Genomic DNA, 23,015 nt, shown 5'->3' with positions numbered 1-23,015 from the left:
GAATTTGGGAGTGTTAACAAGATGTCAGGCAAACTAATTAACGGTAAAGAAATTGGCAATACGATTCGACAATCCATTCAACAAGAAGTGAATGCTTTAAAAGAACAAGGTATTACTCCAGGTCTAGCAGTTATTTTAGTAGGTGACGACCCCGCTTCACATACCTATGTTTCCAACAAACAAAAATCATGTGAACAAATGGGCATTTACTCAGAGCTAATTAAGTTATCTGCAGAAGTCACAGAAGAAACATTGTTACAACAAATTGAGCAATTGAATGTTAATCCAGCAATTGATGGTATTTTAGTTCAATTACCACTTCCAAAGCATATCGATGAACAAAAAGTAATCGCAACGATATCTCCAGAAAAAGATGTCGATGGATTCCACCCAATAAGTGTCGGTAAAATGTTATTAAAACAATCAACATTCTTACCTTGTACTCCATATGGCGTGATGAAACTATTAGAACATGCAAATGTTGAAATTGCTGGTAAACACGCTGTAGTTGTTGGGCGTAGTCATATTGTTGGTGTTCCTATGGGACAACTACTACTACAAAAAGATGCAACGGTTACATATTGCCATTCAAAAACACCTGATTTAAAAGCTATTACAACTCAAGCTGATATTTTAGTAGTAGCAACAGGTCGAGCAAAAATGATTGGTGCAGATCATGTAAAAGAAGGTGCAGTCGTAATCGACGTTGGTATGGACAGAGATGAAAACGGCAAACTTTGTGGAGATGTAGATTTCAATGCAGTCATCGACAAAGTATCTGCAATTACACCTGTTCCAGGCGGCGTTGGTCCAATGACAATTACAATGCTATTATCTAATACATTGCAATCTTCTAAAAAAAAGCTATCATAAGACAAATGAACACAAAACATGTAAAATAGTAACGTCAAGGGCTGTTTTTCTAGCGAAAGACAGCTCTTTTACTTAAATGCTGAAGTGGACAATCAAGGAAGATAGCCTAAACACACCGTAGCTAGAAACGTGAAGCTAATTACTTAACAAATCGCTACATAGCAAACGCTAACAAAGCGAATAGATAAGGAGTTTGAGGTTTTGACAAGCACACCTTATTTAACAGTCCAAGCTTTAACAAAATATATCAAAAAGAAATTTGACGTAGATCCTCATTTACGTAATGTTTACGTAAAAGGAGAACTTTCAAATGTCAAACACCATATAGGTTCAGGCCATATCTATTTCACATTGAAAGATGAAAAAACACAGATTAAGGCATTAATGTTTGCCGCACATGCAAAACAATTGAAGTTTAAACCTGAGAGCGGAATGAAAGTGCTTATAAAAGGTGATGTTAATGTGTATGAAGGTGGCGGACAATATCAACTTTATGCTCAATCAATGGATCCAGATGGACTTGGTAGTTTATATTTAGCCTTTGAACAGCTGAAAGAAAAGCTTGAAAAAGAAGGACTTTTTTCTGATTTATATAAAAAACCAATTCCAACTTTCCCAAGAAGGGTTGCTGTCGTAACAGCCTCAACCGGTGCTGCAATTCGAGATATTTGTACGACCATCAAACAACATTATAAATTAACAGATATTGTGATATTCCCCGCGCTTGTACAAGGGGAGCATGCTGCCAAAAGTATAGTAAAGGCGATTGAACAGGCGAATAATACTTCTGGTATTGATACTTTAATCGTTGCACGTGGTGGCGGTTCGATAGAGGATTTATGGGCTTTTAACGAAGAAATTGTTGCCCGGGCAATATTTGAAAGTGATCTGCCAATAATAAGTGGTGTAGGTCATGAAACAGATACAACGATCGCTGATTTGGTAGCAGATGTGCGAGCTGCCACGCCAACTGCAGCTGCAAAACGAGCAGTACCTAGCAGCGAGGATTTGGCCAAATATTTGCTTACAAGAAAAGCTCAATTATTCCAGTTAACTCAAGCAAGAATCAAACACGAGAAAGCAAAATTAGAGCGCTTACAAAAATCCTATCCACTAGCCTATCCTGATCGATTATTTCGACCATTTATCGAGCATGTTTCGAGAATAGACGAACAATTACAACAAAGTATTGTGAACTATATAAAAAACCAGAAACTATTAGTTAATCAAATGGATCATCGTTTGCAAATTCGTTCACCAATTCAACAACTTCGCTATGAAAAAAAGCGAGTAGAGAATGATGAGAAATTATTGAAAATAGCGGTCTTACAAATGATCAATCAAAAAAAAGAAGAATTTCGTTCTGTTATTCGAACACTAGAAGCATTAAATCCATTATCTATTATGACACGTGGATATAGCCTTACTTATCATAATGGACAGGTACTAAAATCAATCCAGGATATTAAGGAAAAAGATGAGGTAGAATTTCATCTACATGACGGCAAAGCAACTGCAACCATTACATCTATTACAATGGAAGATAAAGGAGTATAAGAGATGACTGGTAAAAAACAAACATTTGCGACATCGATCAATGATCTTGAAGAAATAGTACATCAACTAGAACAAGGTGAAGTTCCATTAGAAGATGCTATTGAACTGTACAAAAAAGGAATGAAATTATCTCAGTTTTGCCATGAACAATTGACTAAAGCTGAAGAACAACTAGTTTCCGTTATGGATGAAAACGGAAATGAACAGCCGTTTGAACCAGCAGGAGAAGAGGGAAAAAAGTAAATGACGCAACAATTGAAAGCATTTATGATTGAGAACATTCCTGTCGTTGAACAACGTATGAATGATCTTGTGAAAGAGATTACAGCACCAGAAATATTAAAAGAAGCAATGCTTTACTCCTTAAACGCAGGTGGTAAAAGAGTTCGTCCGCTATTTGTATTAGCTGTTATGGATCATTTCAATGTAAAAGATGATGCAGCTTACACTGTAGGTGCTGTCATTGAAATGATTCATACCTATTCATTGATCCATGATGATCTGCCAAGTATGGATAATGACGATTATCGCCGAGGTAAATTGACGAACCATAAAGTATATGGTGATGCATTTGCAACATTAGCTGGAGATGCACTCAATACGATTGCATTTGGTATTTTAGCTCGAATGGAACAAGTTGACGCCGAAAAACGTTTAGAACTTATCGATAAGCTAAGTGTTGCAGCAGGTGCTGAAGGTATGGTAGGAGGTCAAATCCTAGATATCGAAGGTGAAACAAAGCAATTGACATTAGAAGAACTTGAAAACGTTCATGTCAATAAAACAGGTGCTATATTACGATTTAGTATTGAATCTGGAGCTATTTTAGCAGGTGCCTCAAAAGAAGAAAAGGCTATCTTGGTTGAATATGCAAATCATATTGGTCTATGCTTCCAGATACAAGATGATATCCTTGATATAGTAGGAACTACAGAACAATTAGGTAAAACAGCAGGAAAAGATGTTGCGAGTGATAAGAGCACTTACCCTGCACTTTTAACATTAGATGGTGCAAAAGAAAAACTTCATACACATTATAATTTGGCTATTGAAGCATTGGGAAAATTGCCATCTGAAAGTAATTTATTGAAAGAGTTTGCTGAATATATTGTTCATCGTAACAAATAACAGCCCATTTAATTTTGTGCAATTGATTATCACTGTTATAATGGTAAAAAACATTGTGCGATGAATCTATAATGAAAAGGTGTGTGATGGCGATGGATTTAAACAGTATATCTAGTCCATCCTTTTTGAAAGAATTAAATACGAAACAACTTCGAGATCTGAGCTATGATATTCGAAAGTTTTTAATTGAAAAATGCTCAAAAACAGGTGGGCATATAGGTCCGAACCTAGGGGTTGTTGAGCTAACAATTGCACTTCATCGTGCTTTTAATAGTCCTAAAGATAAATTTCTTTTTGATGTTGGACATCAAGCCTACGTCCATAAAATTTTAACTGGTCGTGCATCAGAATTTGATACACTCCGTCAATATAAAGGTTTATGTGGTTTCCCTAAACGTAATGAAAGTGAACACGATGTTTGGGAAACAGGACACAGTTCCACATCACTCTCTGCAGCTATGGGCATGGCAGCTGCACGCGATGTTAAAGGTGAACACAACTATATCGTTCCAATTATTGGTGATGGTGCTTTAACAGGTGGTATGGCCCTAGAGGCACTAAATCATATTGGGCATGAAAAAAAGAATATGATTGTTATTTTAAATGACAACGAAATGTCTATCGCTCCGAATGTTGGTGCTATGCATAATATTTTAGGTCGTCTTCGCACAGCGAACCAATATAACAAAGCAAAAGACGATTTAGAAGGTTTATTGAAGAAAATTCCAGCAGTTGGTGGAAAATTAGCTTCTACAGCTGAACGAGTAAAAGATAGCTTAAAATATTTACTTGTATCAGGTGTGTTCTTTGAAGAGTTAGGTTTCACATATCTTGGACCGATTGATGGTCATAATTTTGAAACACTCGAAGCAACATTACAAAATGCCAAAAAAATGCAAGGTCCCGTTATTATTCACGTTGTCACGAAAAAAGGTAAAGGCTATTTACCAGCTGAAACTGATACAATCGGTACTTGGCATGGAACAGGTCCTTATAAAATTGAAACAGGAGACTTTGTGAAATCAAGCACGACTGCACCCGGATGGTCTAAATTGATTGCAGATACAGTTACAAGAATTGCTCGCGTAGATAAGCGTGTTGTAACTATCACACCAGCAATGCCAGTTGGATCAAAACTGGAAGGTTTTGCGAAAGAATTTCCAAATCGTTTCTTTGATGTTGGTATTGCAGAACAACATGCAGCTACCATGGCAGCTGGAATGGCTGAGTCTGGAACGAAACCGTTTTTAGCGATTTACTCTACATTCTTACAACGTGCTTATGATCAAATGTTACATGATATTTGTCGTCAAAATCTAAATGTCTTCATCGGAATTGACCGAGCAGGACTAGTTGGAGCAGATGGAGAAACCCACCAAGGTGTCTTTGATATTGCATTTTTACGACATATGCCGAATATTGTGATTATGATGCCAAAAGATGAAAATGAAGGACAACATATGGTGAAAACCGCATTAGATTATGATGACGGTCCAATTGCACTTCGTTATCCAAGAGGTAATGGTTTAGGTGTGCCTATGGATGAAGAATTACACAATATCCAAATTGGTTCATGGGAAGTGCTAAGAGAAGGAAAAGATGCAGCAATCGTGACATTTGGTACAACCATACCTCTAGCAGAAGACGCAGCAAATATACTTGCAGCTAAGGGGATTAAAGTTGAAATTATCAATGCACGTTTCATCAAACCAATGGATGAGAATATGCTTCACCGATTAATGCAAAGCGGAAAACCAATATTAACGATTGAAGAAGCTATGCTTGAGGGTGGATTTGGTAGTGCTGTATTAGAATTTGCTAATGATCATGACTACTCAACAGACATAATCGATCGCATGGGTATTCCAGATGTCTTCGTAGAACATGGTAGTGTCGATTTATTGCTTCGCGATTTGCATATTACAGACGAGGAAGCAGTAAAACGTATCGAAGAATTAGTAGCCAAAAATTCGAATAAGCAAGCAGGTTTAAAAGCATAATGACAACAAAAATACCAAAAGAACGCGTTGATATATTATTAGTTCAACGTGGCTTATGCGAAACACGTGAAAAAGCAAAACGTACGATTATGGCAGGACTTGTGTTCTCAAAAGAAGTTCGTATCGATAAGGCGGGGGAAAAAATCCCCGTCGATTGCGAATTGACAATTAAAGGACATCAATTACCATATGTTAGTCGTGGCGGTTTAAAATTAGAAAAAGCATTGAAACTATTCGATGTTGATGTAAAAGATAAACTAATGCTAGATATTGGATCATCAACAGGCGGCTTTACAGATTGTGCATTACAAAACGGTGCAAAACATTGCTATGCATTAGATGTTGGCTCCAATCAGTTAGCATGGAAAATTCGTTCTGATGAACGTGTAACAGTAATGGAGAAAACAAACTTCCGTTATGTTACAGCCCCTGATTTAATTGAAGGTCTTCCAAATTTCGCAACAATTGATGTATCCTTTATTTCTTTAGAATTGATTCTCCCAGTATTGAAAACACTTCTATTACCTGGAGGAGATGTGGTAGCTCTTGTGAAACCACAATTCGAAGCAGGAAAAGAAAAAGTAGGAAAAAAAGGAGTCGTCCGTGAGGCGAAAACTCATTTAGAAGTATTAGATAAAATCGCAACTTTTTCTAAATCAATTGGTTTTGTTGTAAAAGATGCTTCCTACTCACCAATAACAGGTGGAGAGGGGAATATTGAGTTTCTATTTCATCTATATAATCCAAAGCCAGGAGAAGAAATTGAATCCTACACGGATTTTACTTCCTTAGTTAAAGAAGCACATCAACAACTGAAATAACGCGGTCCTAGCTTTGTCGGACCGTGTTTTTTCTTGTTAAAATAAAGAAAAAATGTTACGTTATTTATGAATGAGCATAATTATGCATAGAGGTGAAAACAATTGAATAAAAGCCAACGACATATTAGAATTCGTGATATGATTGCCAATAATGAAATTGAAACGCAAGATGATTTAGTCGATATGTTAAAAGAAGCAGGATATCAAGTAACCCAAGCAACTATTTCTCGTGATATTAAAGAACTGCATCTTATTAAGGTACCATTACAAGATGGACGGTATAAATATAGCTTACCAGCTGACCAACGCTTCAATCCAATCCAAAAACTACATCGTGCATTAGCAGATGCATTCGTATCAATAGATGGAACTAGCCATATGCTGGTCATGAAAACATTACCAGGTAATGCACATGCTATTGGCTCTTTACTCGATCATTTAGATTGGGAGGAAATTTTAGGCACAATTTGTGGTGACGACACTATTCTCATTATTTGTCGTGCAGATACAGAGCGAGATGCGATCAAAAATCGATTAATTGAAATGCTGTAAGCTTATAAAGACGGGGTGAAATAGTCTTGTTAAAAGAGCTATCTATCAAAAATTTTGCAATTATAGAAGAGCTAACTGTTGATTTTCAAGAAGGACTAACAGTGTTAACAGGGGAAACTGGTGCAGGTAAATCCATTATTATCGATGCTGTTCAGTTATTAGCGGGTGGACGAGGTTCTCAAGAATTTATTAGACATGGTGCGAAAAAGGCTGAATTAGAAGGCCTTTTTACAGTGGCACAGGACAGTCATTTAGCGTATGAAAAATGTGCGGATGCAGGAATCGATATTGAAGAAGGTATGATTATCTTACGTCGCGATTTAAACGATAACGGTAAAAGCGTATGTCGCATTAATGGAAAACTTGTCCCATTGTCTCTACTACGTGAAATCGGTGCGACTTTAATCGATATTCACGGGCAACATGAGAGCCAAGAATTGATGGATGATAAGCACCATATATCATTGCTCGATCAATTTGCAGGAGATGAAATTGAGCCTGTAAAAGCACGCTATTTAAATCGGTATGATGAATATAAATCATTGAAAAAGGAACTTGCAGCTATTTCCGTAAACGAACAACAAGTTGCTCAAAAAATTGACCTTTACCAATTTCAAATTAAAGAAATTGACGCTTGTAAATTCCAGCCAAGCGAGGAAGAAGATTTGACCGAAGAACGTCGTCGATTAATGAATTTCAACAAAATTTTTGAATGTTCGAATTCAGCTCATGAAGCAATCTTAGGTGAGTCAAAAGGACTTGATTGGATTGGACGAGCTATGGCAGATTTGGAAGATGTTGCGACAGTAGATGAAAGCTTTAAAGAGTATTCTGATGCAGTATCGAATGCCTTTTATAATCTACAAGAAGCTGCATTTGGTGTAAAAAATATTTTAGATGATCTTGAATTCGACCCAGAACGATTAAATGAAGTAGAGCACCGTTTAGCACTTATTCAATCAATGAAACGCAAATACGGACCTACTTTACAGGAAATTTTAGAATACCGTGAAAAAATTGGTGAAGAATTAGAATCCTTATTAAATCGTGATGAAAATATTCAAAAAAATGAACAACAATTAATTGAACTTCGGAAAAAACTTCAAGTTACAGCGAATGAATTAACAGTAATTCGTAAAAAAGTAGGCAATAAACTATCTGATGCTATTATGCAACAATTACGCGAATTGTATATGGAAAAAGCGGAATTTAGCGTTCATTTTGAATCATTACAAGAAGAACAATTTGATCATAATGGTTTGGACAGAATCGTATTTTATATTGCTACAAATGTTGGAGAGCCACCGAAACCACTTACGAAAATTGCGTCAGGTGGAGAACTTTCTCGTGTTATGCTTGCTTTGAAAACAATTTTCTCAACAACAAATGGTATTACATCAATCATTTTCGATGAAGTAGATACTGGCGTCAGTGGAAGAGTTGCACAAGCAATTGCAGAAAAAATTGCCGCAATTTCAATACATTCTCAAGTTCTATGTATTTCCCATTTGCCTCAAGTTGCAGCAATGGCAGATCATCATTATCATATCCAAAAACAAGAGGATACAAATCGAACTTTTACATCTTTAACTGAAATTTTTGGTAATGATCGAATCGATGAAATCAGTCGTATCATGTCCGGAGCGGAAGTAACTGAATTGACATTCCAACATGCTAAAGAATTGATTCAAATTGCTGATGAACGGAAAAAAGCAATGATTTAATTATTCAGAAGTGAAAATTTCTTAATATTTATAAATTTAGTCGCTGTTAAAAACCTAAATTTTAAGCATCTTACAAATATTTGTGAGATGCTTTTTTATACGTTCAAAGTGTAGACAAATATTTACCTTTCATAACTATTCAAATAGAAGCCATGATAAGTGAAAAGGAGGTGACATATGCAAAGTGCGAAGCGCTCTTTTCTGAGCTTATTTATTTTACTTGTCGTTTTTGGATCCTGGACAACGATTGCAAGTGCAGCGAAAAAGGTTATCCCAATGGGAGACTCAATTGGTGTGGAATTGCAATTAACGGACATTACAGTTTCAAATGATGTGTTATTACAAAATGGAAGTTGGTTAAAAAGAGGGGATATTGTTGAAATGGTCAATGATACTTCCGTAAAAAAACTCGAAAACATTCATCAAATCGTTAAAACCTCCAATAAAGACTCCATAACTTTAACCATTAACAGAGATGAAAAAGATAAAAAACTGGATGTAAAAAGAGAAGAAATGACATCCGTAATGAATTTTCTTCGCGATGAAACCGATGGTATAGGTACACTTACCTTCTTAGATCCTGATACCAAGCAATATGGTGCATTAGGACATCAAATCATCGATCAAATTTTACAAAAACCACCTCAATTCAATCAAGGCGCAATTTTTTACGCAAGAATTGAGCATATTAAGAAAAGTATTCCTGGCGAACCAGGATACAAAATCTCTGCAGTTGAAAATGCTCAAGGTCAAATCGGAAGTATAGTGTCTAATAGTGTATATGGAATTTTTGGGAAATGGCAAAAACCTATACAACCAGCTTTACCAGAAGCAATTGAAATTATGCAACCTTCCGAAATCAAAAAAGGACCTGCTAAATTATTAACGACTATATCAGGAAAAAAAGTGGAGTCATTTGATGTTACGATAACAAAAGTGAATGAGAAAAACTTCCAAATTGAAATAACAGACCCCGTATTAAAAGAAAAAACAGGCGGCATTTTGCAAGGAATGAGTGGTAGTCCTATTATACAAAACGGGCACTTCGCAGGGGCAGTAACTCATATGTTTATCGAAAGTCCAGAAAAAGGGGCTGCATTACCAATTACTGAAATGCTCCAAAATCAACCTGCTTAATATGTAAATCCACCCATTTCGGGTGGATTTTCTCTTATTTATAAAGAAAACAGTAAAAGCATCATATTTTTTCGGATAAATATTTGTTACAATTAAGGTAAGAAAACAGCAGGTATGAAATATACATAATTTTGTCGAAATCAAGAAAATATCTATTCCAACATACTCATTTTTAAAAAACTTGCAGGGCTAACCCTGAAGTTGTCGAATAAACCATTTTGTATCAAAAGCGTGTCTACATTCAGAGTATACTCAGATTTTGATCTTATTTTAGGAAGTACTAAGGAGGAACATTAATGGAGAGAGTAAAAGTTGCAATCGTGGATGATAATAGTGAATTAGTTAAAATGATGGAGGAATATCTTTCAAATCAATCTGAAATCGAAGTGATTAACACAGCAACTAATGGCAAACAATGTTTGAAAATGCTGGAAGAACAAATTCCAGATGTCCTATTATTGGACATTATTATGCCGCATCTAGATGGGTTAGCTGTTCTTGAAACAATGCATGAAAATCCACAATATAACAACGTTCAAGTAATTATGTTAACAGCTTTCGGTCAAGAAGATGTGATGAAGCAAGCTGTTGAATTAGGCGCTTCTTACTTCATGCTTAAGCCATTTGAATTTGATCGATTAGCGACGAAAATTCTACAATGTGCTGGTAAACGGGTTGAAAAACAAAAACGTGTCAGCATTTTACAAGGTTCTAAACCGCAAAAATTAGATCAACGTCAACTTGATGCCACAATTACAGCTATTATTAAAGAAATTGGTGTTCCTGCTCACATTAAAGGATATGCATACCTCCGTGAGGCGATTCAAATGGTCTATCTTGACGTAGAATTGCTTGGTTCGATCACAAAGGTGTTATACCCAGACATTGCGAAAAAATTCGATACAACGCCTTCTAGAGTGGAGCGTGCGATTCGTCATGCTATCGAAGTCGCATGGAATCGTGGAAACTATGAATCTATTTCCAAAATGTTTGGCTATACAGTACACCATTTAAAATCAAAACCTACAAACTCTGAGTTCATCGCAATGATTGCTGATAAGATTCGTATTGAAATGGTAGCGGTTTAAAGAGTTTAAAAAAAGGGTAATAGTAAATTGTAATTATATGTAAAATAAAACTATATAACAATAAACTACTTTTTGAACTTATAACTAATTAAATATAATTGTGTTATATAGCACATTTCCATTTATTGAGTTTACAAATAAATTCAATAAATGGAGGTGTGCTTTTTTGTGTTGTATTGAAAATAATATTACTGAAATTAAGTAACAACTAGATTCATTCAGGTTGTATTGTGATTCTTTTGGATCAAGGCTAGGTGTTACTCTTTTTGAGTAATAGCTTTATACCATAAAAGGAAGAAAGTAATTCTGCCACAAGTTGCAGAAAATAAAAAAGGCAGCTACAATTGAACTGACCCCATTGGGTTAGACAAAACAAAAAAGCATCTTTAAAGGAATTCGGGTATTAGTTACCTAACTATTTCTTTGGAGGTGCTTTTTCTAATGGGGACAAGAGTAAGTTATCCGTATGAAGTAAAAATGAAAGCAATTGAGATGAGATTAGCGGGGGTGCCAGTACGAAAAGTAATGGAAACTTTGAACATTCGAAATAAAACACAAGTAGAAACATGGATGCGATGGTATAGAAATGGAGAAATTCATCGCTTTGAACAACCAGTTGGCAAACAATATACCTTCGGTAAAGGTCCTGAATATGAAAGCGAACAGTCAAGATTAGAAAAGGAGAATCGCTATTTGAAACAACAGATTGAAGTGTTAAAAAAGTACGCAGAATTGGAGAGGAAGTGGTTGGACAAGTAGCTGTCGATTTAATCGATTCATACAAAGGGAAAGTAACAATACAAACAATTTGTGCTCATTTAGGTGTTCCAAGATCTACTTATTATCGTTGGAAGAAATTATCAACCGATGAAAAATCAAAAACAGCTCTTGAACAAAAGATAGGTGATTTATGTAAATCAAATAAATTCAGATATGGTTATCGAAAAATTACAGCACTTCTACGAAAAGATCGACTAGTAAATCATAAAGTTGTTCAACGTGTTATGCAAAAATATAATTGGCAATGTCGTGTGAAAGTGAAAAAACGTAAAGCTACTGGACAGCCCTATCATGTAGCTGAAAACTTAATGAACAGAGAATTTACAGCAACGCAGCCACTTCAAAAACTAGTAACCGATATTACTTACTTGCCTTTTGGTGGCAAACAATTATATCTTTCAAGTATTTTAGATGTATTTAACAGTGAGATTGTAGCGTATTCGATTGGAGATTGTCAGGACACAACATTTGTACTGGATACACTGTCTCAAATCGATAATTTACCCGAAGGATGTATTCTTCATAGCGATCAAGGATCGGTTTATACGTCCTATACGTATCAAAGAGCAGTAAAAGCAAAAGGCATTACCATGAGCATGTCCCGTAAAGGAACGCCCGCTGATAATGCCCCAATTGAATCGTTTCATGCGACGCTTAAGTCAGAAACGTTCTATCTCGATGGATTAACTCGCACTACAACCGCCATTGTAGAGCAAACCGTACGAGAATATATAACCTATTATAACAATACTCGAATCCAAATAAAACTAAACAACCAGTCGCCGATTCATTATCGACAACTGGTTGGATGATGCTTTTTTGAGACTGTCTCATTTAAAGGGTTCAGTCCCAATATAGCCACCTTTAAGAATTACATATTATTTTTAGATATTTTTCTTCTCTTAATTTTTCTGCTTTAGAACGTCTATCAATGCCGAAATATTCAATTGAAATTCTATTCAAAAGAATACACCTTGCTTCAGGCTCTAATTTGTTAATTTCTTTCGTAATTTCTTCAAATGCTTCTTGTCCTTCTTTATCGTTTAAAGAAAGCTTTTCTTTTCTTTGCTTTTTTCGGACTTATTCGAAACAATTGATTTAATAAGTCATCAAAAGTGTCCGCAATTTTATGAAATTCCCATTCTATTTCCTCAGTAAAATAGTTTTCTACTATATATACAACTGATGGTTGTTCATTCCCTTTTCGATAATCTAAAACGACCCATTGATGAAAATCTGTCCAAAGAACAATTAATTCTTGTGGAAGATCTGATTCTTCTAAAAATTCTTTGGAAGATAATATACTCATATCATCTTTTTCAAAATGAATTGGCTCTATGCTAGGAAGGACCTCTTTGTATTCTGTAAAATAAGGATAGTTAAGTTCACCACCATTTTGTTTTTTCATCAGTTCAATAAATGAAGATGGGAAGTGAACATCTAATATATTTTCAGCTTTTTTTATTATTTCATCATTGAAAGGGTATTCGATACGCTTATTTTTAGGTTCCGTATTCCAAAAATTCTCACCTTTATAAAAATCCTTATTCATCAAATAACCACCAACCTTTTTATCTTTCCACATTTTAGCAGCTCCTAATTATGTATAAATTAATATTAATCTATCATAACACTTAAGAAATAATATCTTTTTGGCTGAACGTAACTTGTTGTTGATTTTCTTATTAAAGTGACGGGGCTTAGTTTAATAAAAAGAAAACAGTCAGCTGAGATCAGTTGGCTTTTTATTTTGCAATCGGAACATGATGTTTAATAAATGGAGATGCGTTTTTTTGTAGTCTATTGAGAATGCCATACTGCTATTTGTTAGTACTGTCAGATGAGTTTTTATATAGGTTTTTGTTGCTAAGGAAAGTTAAAATATCGTGTTTGAATTGAGTATATAAAAGGAATTGGAAAATATTTATAGTATAATATATCTATATTTAGAAAAGGATTAATTCAATCTCATTTTAAAAAAGGTCTTTGGATTAGGAGGAAAGCGTATTGAGTATTTTAAAGATGATATGTTTGTTTGTAATTTTTTTGATCATTGGTTTTGCAATTGAAATATTACTTCGAAAATTATTAAGAACTGATAGAAAAGCTTTGAAAAGATATGGGCCAATCAATGACTTTCAAAAACGTGGTGAATTATTTTTATTAATAATATTTTTATTTATTCTGGCAGTACAAGTTTTTTTAAAAGGCGATCTATGGTTCGGAAGCGTGCTAATATATTTTGTCGTTAGTACATTATTCCGTGGATTTATAGAATGGAAATATGATAGACAGAGTAAGGAATATATTATTACGTTAGTTTTCCTTATTTTCACAATCTTATTTTTAGTCATAATAAAATATTTTGATGTACATAATTGAATCAATGAGAACATAGTGCTTCTAAGTCGAAGTGTGCTGCGAGATGCAGATTTCAACGAGGAGACTGAAGCTAAGCCGGTGGAAAGCTCCGTCTGTAAAGGGATATCAAAATCTGAACATTGAAAAGATAGAGTGTTGCAATTTGTATTTAAAAACCGAAAATGGACTTATAAAATTAATTCAAATAGATTACAAGTGTGTTGATTAGATAAAAAAGGACGAATATTCTTCTGTAATATTACTTTCAAGATGCTTGTGTCTCATTGTTTATTGATTGTAGCGGAGGATTGCTCGACTCCCGCGGGAAAAGTGTGGCAGCTGAGACCCTGCACGTAGCGTTTGAGGAACGGAGTCTAAGAACGCCACGTCATGTGGCAACGACTCCGCGACCAACATCCTGTTGCCCCGAAGCGGCTCAGCGCACGCCCGCAGGAAAGCGAGCAATCCGTAGCGGGTAACAGTTATTTTTTAATGGAGAAACGCATGAATAGGTTAATTAATATTGTAAATAAAAGGAGCTGAAGCGAATGATTCTATTTGAATTTTGTAGAGTATTGATTTTACTATTTCTATTTTTCGCCATTTTCTACTATCCCATAAATAATTTGTATCATTTAATCGGAATTGAAACGGACCATTACCTATTACTCGTTACACTAGCGTTGCTTCTTATTATCTTTGTGATTTATAGTAATAAATTCCAATTTACTGGATTTTACACAAAAGGTAGTAAGAAGTTACCGAATAAAATAACATGGGCTATACTGTCGATTGCTTTTTTATTATTAGTAATTCCAATCATTATTCATTTTTTATAGTGTTTTTTTAAAAGGGTTTTGGGGTGAACTAGGAGTATAAATGACTTCTTTGGTAACTTAGTATATTCAACTTTTATTGAGAATAAATCAAGTAGATGTGGCGCTAAAAGAACTTATTTATTAGCTTAATATCTAAAGCTATTACTATCCAAATGGTAAAGTATTAAGTTTAGCATTTTACTATATTACCATAGTGAAATCGTTGGAAAGCGTAAGTTGATCTTAACGATATATAATCAATATTAATCAATGTTATTATTTCAAATATTAGTATAATATATTTTACAAAACCATTTTTTTTATATAGAATTATTTGTAAAAGAATGGTTCTAATGGAACTTGAAATAGTAAGTGATTAATTGTTAAATGGTAAAAAATAATCAGTTTTTTAAAAGGAAAATTAAAATAATTTCAAATTATTACGATGATATAATACAGACACAATGGGGAGGATGGAGTTTTTTTTGCAAATTTATGAGAACGATTACATATTATTAACAGAAGACCAATCGATTGTGTATATCGAAGTGAAAAAAGAGGGTTTTTCTTTAAAAGACTTTGATACAATTTTACAAAAATATAAAAGAATTAAATTAGCAAGCTTTGCTGTACTAAGAACAGCTTTGAGTTTAGGCTCAGATGAACGTGTGGAAATTGGTAGCTGGTTACCACCAATTGAGATTGAGATTTCAAAAGATTGTATGAAAGCTACAATGTATATCAACGAGGATCCTTCAACTATTTTTCATGATGAAGAAAGCATGAATCGTCAAATAAAAGAAGTCGCAGAAAATGTAGGGATACAATTTGGCATTTATTCAGTATCCTTTGAAACGGTAATGTCAGAAAAATCAATAATTATAGCTGCGGGTTTACCAGCGAAAAAAGGTGAAGATGCGAAAATTACTTATATTAATATTCCTGAAAAAAAGCCTCAAATTTTAGAAGATGGACGTGCAGATTACTTAGATATGAATTTTATTTATGAGATTGAAAAGGATGCTTGGTTAGGGGAGAAAATACCTGCGCAACCTGGAATACCTGGAAAAAATGTATTAGGAGAAGAGATACCTGCTATAGACGGTGAGGACATTCCATTGAATTTTGAAGTTGCTTCCGTTTATGAACAAGAAGAAGATGGCAAAATGGTTATTAGAGCGATTGATAGTGGCGTAATTGATTATACTAATGGAACTTTTTCGATACAAAAACATCTTCTTGTGAAAAATGATGTTGGTTTAGAAACAGGTAATTTAACATTTGATGGTTCAATTACAGTAAAAGGAAGTATAATGCCAGGTTATTCAGTTGTGGCAACGGGAGATATTCAAATAGAAGGCCAAGAAGGAGTAACTGGCCCTAAACTAATTGAATCAACTAGTGGAGATGTCTATATTCGCGGAGGTATTTTCGGGAATGGTGAGACAGTAGTACGTGCTTGCGGGAATATTTATGTAAAACATGCGAATGATAGTACATTGAAAGCTTTAAAGGATATCTTTATTGGCTCATATGCAATGGGTTCAGATATTAAAGCGCAAAATATATATGTAAATGAGCAGCAAGGTAAAATAATAGGTGGTCGCGCAGAAGCAACGCATTCTATTCATTCAGCTATGTCTGGAAATCGATTAGAAAGAAAAACGGAACTGATCATCATGATACCAGATCGAATAGAGAGTGCGAAATTAATCAAAGAAAGAAGAGAGAAAATAATAAAGTTGGAAGGAGAAATTGCTGACTTAGATGAAAAAGTATTTTCACTCAAGCCTTTGTTAGACCATATGAACGAAGCACAACGAAAAACATATGATGATATTATAGAAAAAATCAACGAAAAAGAATCAGAATTTAAGCGTCTTGAAGTTGAGATGAATGAGATAGCATATCAAATTAAAACCATGGGAGATGAAATGATTCATATTACAAAGGAAGCGTTCCCAGGAACATATATTCAGATTGGGAAAAAGTCGACAACGCTGAATCATACAACTTGTGGGAAATTCAAATTGGAGAATGGTGAAATAAATGTCTAGAGCACTTGTATTCGCCCATCGAGGTGCATCCGCAAATGCGATTGAAAATTCTCTTGAAGCTTTTGACCTTGCACTTGAAATGAAAGCCGATGGAATAGAACTTGATATACAAACGACAAAGGATAATATTCCAATCGTCGTACATGATTTAAATCTCAGACGACTTACCGGAAAGAATGGTTTAGTTTCCAGTTTATCTTTAGAAGAAATCAAACGGTTGAGAGTTGGTAAATTATTTCTACGAAGATTAAAAGGACCTAGAATATTAACGCTCGATGAATTATTAGCTTGGCATAAAAATCATTTAGTACCCTTAAATGTGGAGCTAAAGGAATCATTTTTGGAAAATGAGAAAGCTTTGAAAATTGCAGTTGAAAAGTGTAAGAATATTGATGGATTACATTTTTCGTCATTTCATTCGGAATTACTAGAAAAAGCCAAAAGATTTGCACCAAATATTGAAACGGCATTAATCGCAACGAAGTTGCTCAATTGGGATGAATTAGATCAAATCCCTTATATTGATACAATTCATGCCAATAAATCTCGCTATTATAAAGAAAAATATTTGGATGCGTGCTTACGCCAAGAAAAGAGATGTCGTTTCTATAATATTAATGGGAACGAAAAATATATTGCCTCTCCCCATAAAGCAGTGATTGGTTGGATCACAGATTATCCGCAAAGTGTTCGTGAAGCACAAAAAAAGGACGGCAATTTCTAAAATGTGATTTTAGCAAATGAATATTAAAAACGCAAGGATCTTTGTGATCCTTGCGTTTTTAATACAATCATTTTCTAGTTTTCTTTGTTCTTAGTGTATTTTGGTGCAACTCGTCCGTTTTTACGGTCTCGATTCAATAAAAAACCTGCAAAGAAGCCAAATCCCAATAGAAATAACACTATTCCTACAACAAATTGAAGCCATAGATATGGAATTGGATCAAATAGTTTCGCGAAAAACGTATCACGCATTAATTTAATCCCAACAGCAGCCATTATTGCAGGAATTGCCAAAATGACAAAAGCTATAAAACGACCCATTTTCGTCCACTCCTCTAATCTATTTTATTCTCACGTGTAATGCTTTGATTGTCAAGGGCTGAAACATTGGTTAAGATAATATCAATCAATTCTTGAAAAAATTTGCATTTAGTAGATAGGAAGTGAATAAATTTGCATAGAATAATGATTGTTGGTGCGGGGAGCGGTGGGATGGCTATATTAAAGCTGTTAGCCCATTCAACAAATTTGCAAACTGTTGCAGTGGTAGATATAAGGGAAGATGCGCCAGGAATTGCAGCAGCAAGGAAAGCCGGCATTGAGACAAGTAGTAATTGGCGTGACTTTTTGCATTATCCGTTAGATATGGTTATTGATGTAACAGGTGAAAGTGTGGTTTTTGATGATCTTTTAACAGCGGTATCAAAAAATACTATACTAATTCCAGGTGGAATAGCTGCGATTATCGTTCAACTTTTACAGGAAAAAGAATACTATATTCAAAAACTCCAAAACTTTTCACGTCGTCAGCAAATTATTTTTAATTCAATTGAAGAGGGCATGGTTAGCGTAAATCCAGAAGGTGTGATTACATTTTTTAACCAAAGTGCTGCAAGAATGACGGAAGTTTCAATTGAAGATGCAATAGGAAAGCATTTTACAACTGTGATTCATGATCGTGGTATAGAGCGCGTAATGGAAACAGGAATTGCAGAAACAAATCAAGAATTTCTATTAGAAACAGGGAAAAGATTAGTGACTTCCCGTATTCCAATGATCGATGAAAATTCTCAGCAAATTGGTGTCTTAGCAATTTTTAAGGATATTTCAGAAGTTGTAGCATTAGCTGAAGAAATAACAGATTTAAAAGAGATCAAAACGATGCTAGAGGCGATAATACAATCTAGTGATGATGCTATTTCAGTTGTGGATGAAAAAGGACGGGGGATCGTAGTAAACCCCGCATATACTCGGATTACAGGATTATCACCAGAAGAAATCATTGGCCAACCAGCCACAACGGATATCTCTGAAGGGGAAAGTATGCATTTAAAAGTAATTGAAACAAAAAAACCGATTCGTGGTGTGAATATGCGACTTGGACCTCATAAGAGAGAAGTAATTGTTAATGTGGCTCCTATTATAGTTGAAGAAAAACTAAAAGGTAGTGTAGGCGTTATTCACGATGTGACAGAAATGCGTAGGTTAGCAAATGAGTTAAATCAGGCAAAAACAATTATTAGAACGTTAGAATCTAAATACGTTTTCGATGATATTATCGGAGATTCAGATGAAATGAAATTAGCTGTTGAACAAGCTAAATTAGCTGCTAAAACGCCGGTCACAGTATTTTTAAGAGGCGAATCAGGGACAGGGAAAGAACTCTTCGCGCATGCGATTCATAGTGAAAGTAATCGTCATTACGAAAAGTTTATCCGCGTAAATTGTGCTGCAATCGCTGAGAATCTTTTAGAAAGTGAACTATTTGGGTATGAAGACGGGGCATTTACTGGAGCAAAAAAAGGTGGCAAACGCGGGTTATTTGAAGAAGCAAATAAAGGAAGTATTTTTTTAGATGAGATTGGTGAGCTTTCGCTAAGTACGCAAGCGAAATTATTGCGAGTCCTACAGGAAAAAGAAATTGTTCGGGTAGGTGGCTCAAAACCAATCCCAATCGATGTGCGAATTATTGCAGCGACAAATGTCAATATGGAAAAAGCTTTGCATGATCATACTTTCCGCGAGGATCTTTATTATCGTTTGAATCGAATGCCGATTTATATTCCACCATTACGAAAACGATTAGAGGATATACCCCAACTTGTAGAACGGCTTCTTTCGAAACTAAATCGTGAGTATGGAAGAAATGTTACGAGCATAACACCAACTGTTTTACAAAGATTAAAGTCCTACCGTTGGCCAGGGAATGTACGTGAATTAGAAAATGTAATTGGACGTGCAATGATTTACATGCCGATAAATGAAACAGAATTACATGAAAGGTATTTGCACATTTCAACAAATCAAAAGGATTTGGATGAAAAAAGGATTGCCAATGAATTGAATGTTGAAGGTACATTAGAAGAACGGATTAATCATTTTGAAAAACAAATCATATATCAAGCATTAGAAAGTTGTCAGCATAATAAAACAAAAACCGCAAAAATACTTAATATCTCTTTAAGAAGTTTATATTATAAATTAGAAAAATATGAACTTGCATAAAATGACGCGCAAAAAGTTGCATGGTGTGCAAAAAAATGCATAATATAAAAAGCCAATCATTAATGAAAATCATTTTTGATAGGCTTTTTTCATTTGGCATACATCTTGCATTTAATATAAGTAACTGGGTCATCTAAGCAACCAGAAAAGGTGGATTTTTTCACAACTTCAAAGGGGGATTTACAAATGGAAATTTTTAAATACATGGAGAAATACGATTACGAACAAGTGGTGATTTGTCAGGATAAAACATCAGGATTAAAGGCAATAATAGCTATTCACGACACAACATTGGGGCCAGCATTAGGTGGAACACGGATGTGGACATATGCTTCAGAAGAAGCGGCAATCGAGGATGCATTACGATTAGCACGTGGAATGACATATAAAAACGCAGCAGCAGGTTTAAATCTTGGTGGTGGGAAAACAGTAATAATGGGAGATCCTTTCAAAGATAAAAACGAAGAAATGTTCCGTGCGTTAGGAAGATTCGTTCAAGGGTTAAATGGTCGCTACATTACTGCTGAGGACGTGGGTACAACAGTTGCAGACATGGATTTAATTCATGAAGAAACAAATTATGTTACCGGAATCTCTCCAGCATTTGGTTCATCAGGTAATCCATCTCCTGTTACTGCATATGGTGTTTATGTTGGAATGAAAGCTGCGGCAAAGGAAGCCTTTGGAAGTGAAAATTTAGAAGGTAAAAAAGTTGCAGTTCAAGGTCTTGGGAATGTTGCTTACACTTTATGCAAATATTTACATGAAGATGGAGCACAATTAATTGTTACAGACATCAACGAAACTGCAGTTAAACGTGTTGTAGAAGAATTTGGCGCAACAGCTGTTGATCCAACTGAAATTTATGCACAAGACGTTGATATCTTTGCACCATGTGCCCTAGGAGCAATAATAAACGACCAAACCATTCCTCAATTAAAAGCAAAAGTTATTGCAGGTTCTGCAAATAATCAATTGCAAGAATCGCATCATGGTCAAATAGTACATGAATTAGGAATTGTCTACGCACCTGATTATGTTATTAATGCAGGAGGCGTGATTAATGTAGCAGATGAACTTTATGGTTACAATAGAGAACGAGCAATGAAAAGAGTAGAAGGAATTTATGACAGTATTGCAAAAATAATTGAAATTTCAAAACGAGATGGAATTCCGACGTATTTGGCTGCCAACCGATTAGCAGAGGAAAGAATTTCTAGGGTTTCCAAATCAAGAAGCACATTCTTGCAAAATGAAAAGCATATTCTATCAAATCGCTAAAATAGAATAAGATAAAAAGATGATTTTTTCTGAGAGTATGATATAATTTAGTACCAGGTAATAAAAAAGAAACTGTCACTTTTATCTAGATGTCATAGAGAAAAAGTGACAGTTATCAGGTTTGAGATATACTAATAAGTGGTATAAATAATATGGAAATATAAAATGGGAGCGTGTTCTTATGGCTAAGAATTATGACCTTGTCATAGTAGGTGGCGGTCCAGGAGGATATGTCGCTGCAATTCGAGCTGCACAATTAGGCCTCTCTACTGCCATCGTGGAACAAAGTAAACTAGGAGGTACTTGTTTACATAAAGGTTGTATACCGAGCAAAGCTTTGTTACGCAGTGCTGAAGTTTATCGGACAACAAAAGAGCAAGCTCACGAATTCGGAGTAGATGTTCAAAACATTACATTAAACTTTGAACAAGCTCAAAACCGTAAAAATGGGATTGTCGATCAATTGCATAAAGGGATTCAAGCATTGATGAAAAAAGGGAAAATTGATGTATATGAAGGGTATGGAAGAATTCTAGGCCCATCCATCTTCTCACCAATGCCAGGTACAATTTCAGTAGAATTTGAAGACAATAGAGAAAATGAAATGCTAATACCTCAAAATGTAATCATTGCAACGGGTTCAAGACCCAGATTTTTAGAAGGTTTGACACCTGATGGAGAAAGAATCTTAACTTCTGATGATTTAATGACACTTGACCAATTACCAAAATCATTGATCGTTGTTGGCGGTGGCGTTATTGGGATTGAATGGGCTTCTATGCTACATGACTTTGGTGTAGAAGTAACTGTTGTTGAATATTCAAACGCTATTCTACCTACTGAGGATGAAGACATTCAAAAAGCAATGGCTAAATCCTTTAAAAAACGTGGTATTAAGGTAGTGACGAATGCCAATCTTATTGCAACTTCTCTTCAAAAGTTGGAAGATCTAGTTGAAATTACAGCTGAAATCGATGGAGAACAACAAACTTTTTCAGCGGAAAAATTATTATTATCAGTTGGCAGACAGGCTAATACTGAAAATATTGGACTTGAAAATACAGACATTCAAGTTGTTCGAGGCTTTATCGAAGTAAATAAGCATTATCAAACAAAGGAATCACATATATATGCGATTGGAGATGTTATTGGGGGCTTACAACTAGCACATGTAGCATCTCATGAAGGGATTCATGCAGTTGAACATATCGCAGGCTTTGAACCAGAAACGTTAGAGCTTCATAAAATTGCTCGCTGTATTTATGGTAGTCCAGAGGTTGCGAGTATTGGTTTGACTGAAAAACAAGCGAAAGAACAAGGAATTGAAATAGCGGTAGGAAAATTCCCGTTTGCAGGAATAGGTAAAGCACTTGTTTTTGGTGAAACAGAAGGTTTTGTCAAGATGATTGCAGACAAAAAAACAGAAGACCTTGTTGGTATGCATATAATTGGTGCGCATGCAACAGAACTCATTTCTGAAGCTAGTCTTGCGATGCTAGTAGATGCGACACCATGGGAAATTGCTTCGCATATTCACCCACATCCGTCGTTATCGGAAGCAATAGGAGAAGCAGCTCTAGCTGTTGAGGGAAAAGCTATTCATCAGTAAG

The 23,015-nt window shown here is 35.1% G+C and carries 20 protein-coding genes; 18 read left to right on the top strand and 2 right to left on the bottom strand.

Translation table 11 applies throughout. From position 1 onward, the window contains the following. The first annotated feature begins 21 nt into the window (after positions 1-21). The 11 genes from folD to Q8X41_RS05450 all read left to right on the top strand — a co-directional run bounded on the left by folD (position 22) and on the right by Q8X41_RS05450 (position 12,472). Positions 22-873, top strand: a complete 852-nt coding sequence (folD, locus tag Q8X41_RS05500) for a bifunctional methylenetetrahydrofolate dehydrogenase/methenyltetrahydrofolate cyclohydrolase FolD (protein ID WP_397539252.1) — start codon at positions 22-24, stop codon at positions 871-873. Between the two features lie 201 nt (positions 874-1,074). Further along, positions 1,075-2,430: an exodeoxyribonuclease VII large subunit gene (gene xseA, locus Q8X41_RS05495; protein ID WP_397539251.1), complete on the top strand. Its 1,356-nt coding sequence runs from the start codon at positions 1,075-1,077 to the stop codon at positions 2,428-2,430. A gap of 3 nt (positions 2,431-2,433) precedes the next feature. Beyond that, positions 2,434-2,673 (top strand): exodeoxyribonuclease VII small subunit, encoded by a 240-nt coding sequence (locus Q8X41_RS05490; RefSeq protein WP_397539250.1) that lies wholly within the window; start codon positions 2,434-2,436, stop codon positions 2,671-2,673. Then, positions 2,674-3,558 carry a polyprenyl synthetase family protein gene (locus tag Q8X41_RS05485; RefSeq protein WP_397539249.1) on the top strand — a complete coding sequence of 295 codons (885 nt, stop codon included), beginning with the start codon at positions 2,674-2,676 and terminating at the stop codon, positions 3,556-3,558. It begins immediately after the preceding gene. A 92-nt stretch (positions 3,559-3,650) separates the two neighbouring features. Next, positions 3,651-5,558: a 1-deoxy-D-xylulose-5-phosphate synthase gene (gene dxs / locus Q8X41_RS05480; protein WP_397539248.1), complete on the top strand. Its 1,908-nt coding sequence runs from the start codon at positions 3,651-3,653 to the stop codon at positions 5,556-5,558. Beyond that, the gene (locus Q8X41_RS05475) at positions 5,558-6,379 is read left to right on the top strand and encodes a TlyA family RNA methyltransferase (protein WP_397539247.1); all 822 of its coding nucleotides are present in this window, start codon (positions 5,558-5,560) and stop codon (positions 6,377-6,379) included. The genes dxs and Q8X41_RS05475 overlap by 1 nt, the downstream gene beginning before the upstream one ends. 102 nt (positions 6,380-6,481) lie before the next feature. After that, positions 6,482-6,931: a transcriptional regulator AhrC/ArgR gene (gene ahrC / locus Q8X41_RS05470; RefSeq protein ID WP_397539246.1), complete on the top strand. Its 450-nt coding sequence runs from the start codon at positions 6,482-6,484 to the stop codon at positions 6,929-6,931. A 26-nt stretch (positions 6,932-6,957) separates the two neighbouring features. Next, complete coding sequence (gene recN / locus Q8X41_RS05465) at positions 6,958-8,655, top strand: DNA repair protein RecN (protein ID WP_397539245.1); 1,698 nt, start codon at positions 6,958-6,960, stop codon at positions 8,653-8,655. Between the two features lie 177 nt (positions 8,656-8,832). Further along, positions 8,833-9,792 carry a SpoIVB peptidase S55 domain-containing protein gene (locus tag Q8X41_RS05460; protein ID WP_397539244.1) on the top strand — a complete coding sequence of 320 codons (960 nt, stop codon included), beginning with the start codon at positions 8,833-8,835 and terminating at the stop codon, positions 9,790-9,792. A 296-nt stretch (positions 9,793-10,088) separates the two neighbouring features. After that, on the top strand, positions 10,089-10,880 hold the full coding sequence (gene spo0A, locus Q8X41_RS05455) for a sporulation transcription factor Spo0A (protein WP_397539243.1): 792 nt from the start codon (positions 10,089-10,091) through the stop codon (positions 10,878-10,880). 441 nt (positions 10,881-11,321) lie between these two features. Beyond that, positions 11,322-12,472 (top strand): IS3 family transposase gene (locus tag Q8X41_RS05450; RefSeq protein WP_397537045.1). Its coding sequence is split into 2 segments (ribosomal slippage): positions 11,322-11,595 and positions 11,595-12,472, totalling 1,152 coding nucleotides; the frame shifts between segments, so codons are not numbered across the junction. A 224-nt stretch (positions 12,473-12,696) separates the two neighbouring features. Here Q8X41_RS05450 and Q8X41_RS05445 read toward each other — a convergent pair. After that, positions 12,697-13,245: an SMI1/KNR4 family protein gene (locus Q8X41_RS05445; protein WP_397539241.1), complete on the bottom strand. Its 549-nt coding sequence runs from the start codon at positions 13,243-13,245 to the stop codon at positions 12,697-12,699. Positions 13,246-13,667: 422 nt separating this feature from the next. Here Q8X41_RS05445 and Q8X41_RS05440 point away from each other — a divergent pair, with 422 nt between their 5' ends. From Q8X41_RS05440 to Q8X41_RS05425, 4 genes are all read left to right on the top strand, one after another. Beyond that, the gene (locus Q8X41_RS05440) at positions 13,668-14,042 is read left to right on the top strand and encodes a DUF4181 domain-containing protein (RefSeq protein ID WP_397539240.1); all 375 of its coding nucleotides are present in this window, start codon (positions 13,668-13,670) and stop codon (positions 14,040-14,042) included. Between the two features lie 527 nt (positions 14,043-14,569). Then, positions 14,570-14,860, top strand: coding sequence for a hypothetical protein (locus tag Q8X41_RS05435; protein WP_397539239.1), 291 nt, complete (start codon positions 14,570-14,572; stop codon positions 14,858-14,860). Between the two features lie 464 nt (positions 14,861-15,324). Continuing rightward, positions 15,325-16,896 carry a FapA family protein gene (locus Q8X41_RS05430; protein WP_397539238.1) on the top strand — a complete coding sequence of 524 codons (1,572 nt, stop codon included), beginning with the start codon at positions 15,325-15,327 and terminating at the stop codon, positions 16,894-16,896. Then, positions 16,889-17,620 (top strand): glycerophosphodiester phosphodiesterase, encoded by a 732-nt coding sequence (locus Q8X41_RS05425; RefSeq protein WP_397539237.1) that lies wholly within the window; start codon positions 16,889-16,891, stop codon positions 17,618-17,620. Before Q8X41_RS05430 ends, Q8X41_RS05425 begins: the two co-directional genes overlap by 8 nt. A gap of 74 nt (positions 17,621-17,694) precedes the next feature. Here Q8X41_RS05425 and Q8X41_RS05420 read toward each other — a convergent pair whose 3' ends face one another. Beyond that, entirely contained in the window at positions 17,695-17,940 is a 246-nt protein-coding gene (locus Q8X41_RS05420) for a DUF2627 domain-containing protein (RefSeq protein WP_397539236.1), read from the bottom strand. A 132-nt stretch (positions 17,941-18,072) separates the two neighbouring features. On the opposite strand from Q8X41_RS05420, the gene Q8X41_RS05415 reads away from it, so the two are divergent. The 3 genes from Q8X41_RS05415 (at position 18,073) to lpdA (ending at position 23,014) form a co-directional block, all read left to right on the top strand. Further along, on the top strand, positions 18,073-20,124 hold the full coding sequence (locus tag Q8X41_RS05415) for a sigma 54-interacting transcriptional regulator (RefSeq protein WP_397539235.1): 2,052 nt from the start codon (positions 18,073-18,075) through the stop codon (positions 20,122-20,124). Between the two features lie 186 nt (positions 20,125-20,310). Next, positions 20,311-21,405, top strand: a complete 1,095-nt coding sequence (locus Q8X41_RS05410) for a Leu/Phe/Val dehydrogenase (protein WP_397539234.1) — start codon at positions 20,311-20,313, stop codon at positions 21,403-21,405. Between the two features lie 181 nt (positions 21,406-21,586). After that, positions 21,587-23,014, top strand: coding sequence for a dihydrolipoyl dehydrogenase (lpdA, locus tag Q8X41_RS05405; protein WP_397539233.1), 1,428 nt, complete (start codon positions 21,587-21,589; stop codon positions 23,012-23,014). The last annotated feature ends 1 nt before the right edge of the window (position 23,015 follow it).

It is taken from the genome of Rummeliibacillus pycnus, from assembly GCF_044359855.1.
Lineage (GTDB): Bacteria > Bacillota > Bacilli > Bacillales_A > Planococcaceae > Rummeliibacillus > Rummeliibacillus pycnus_A.
Note: the sequence above shows the minus strand (reverse complement) of the source record. Positions and strands in the feature narration are given on the sequence as shown.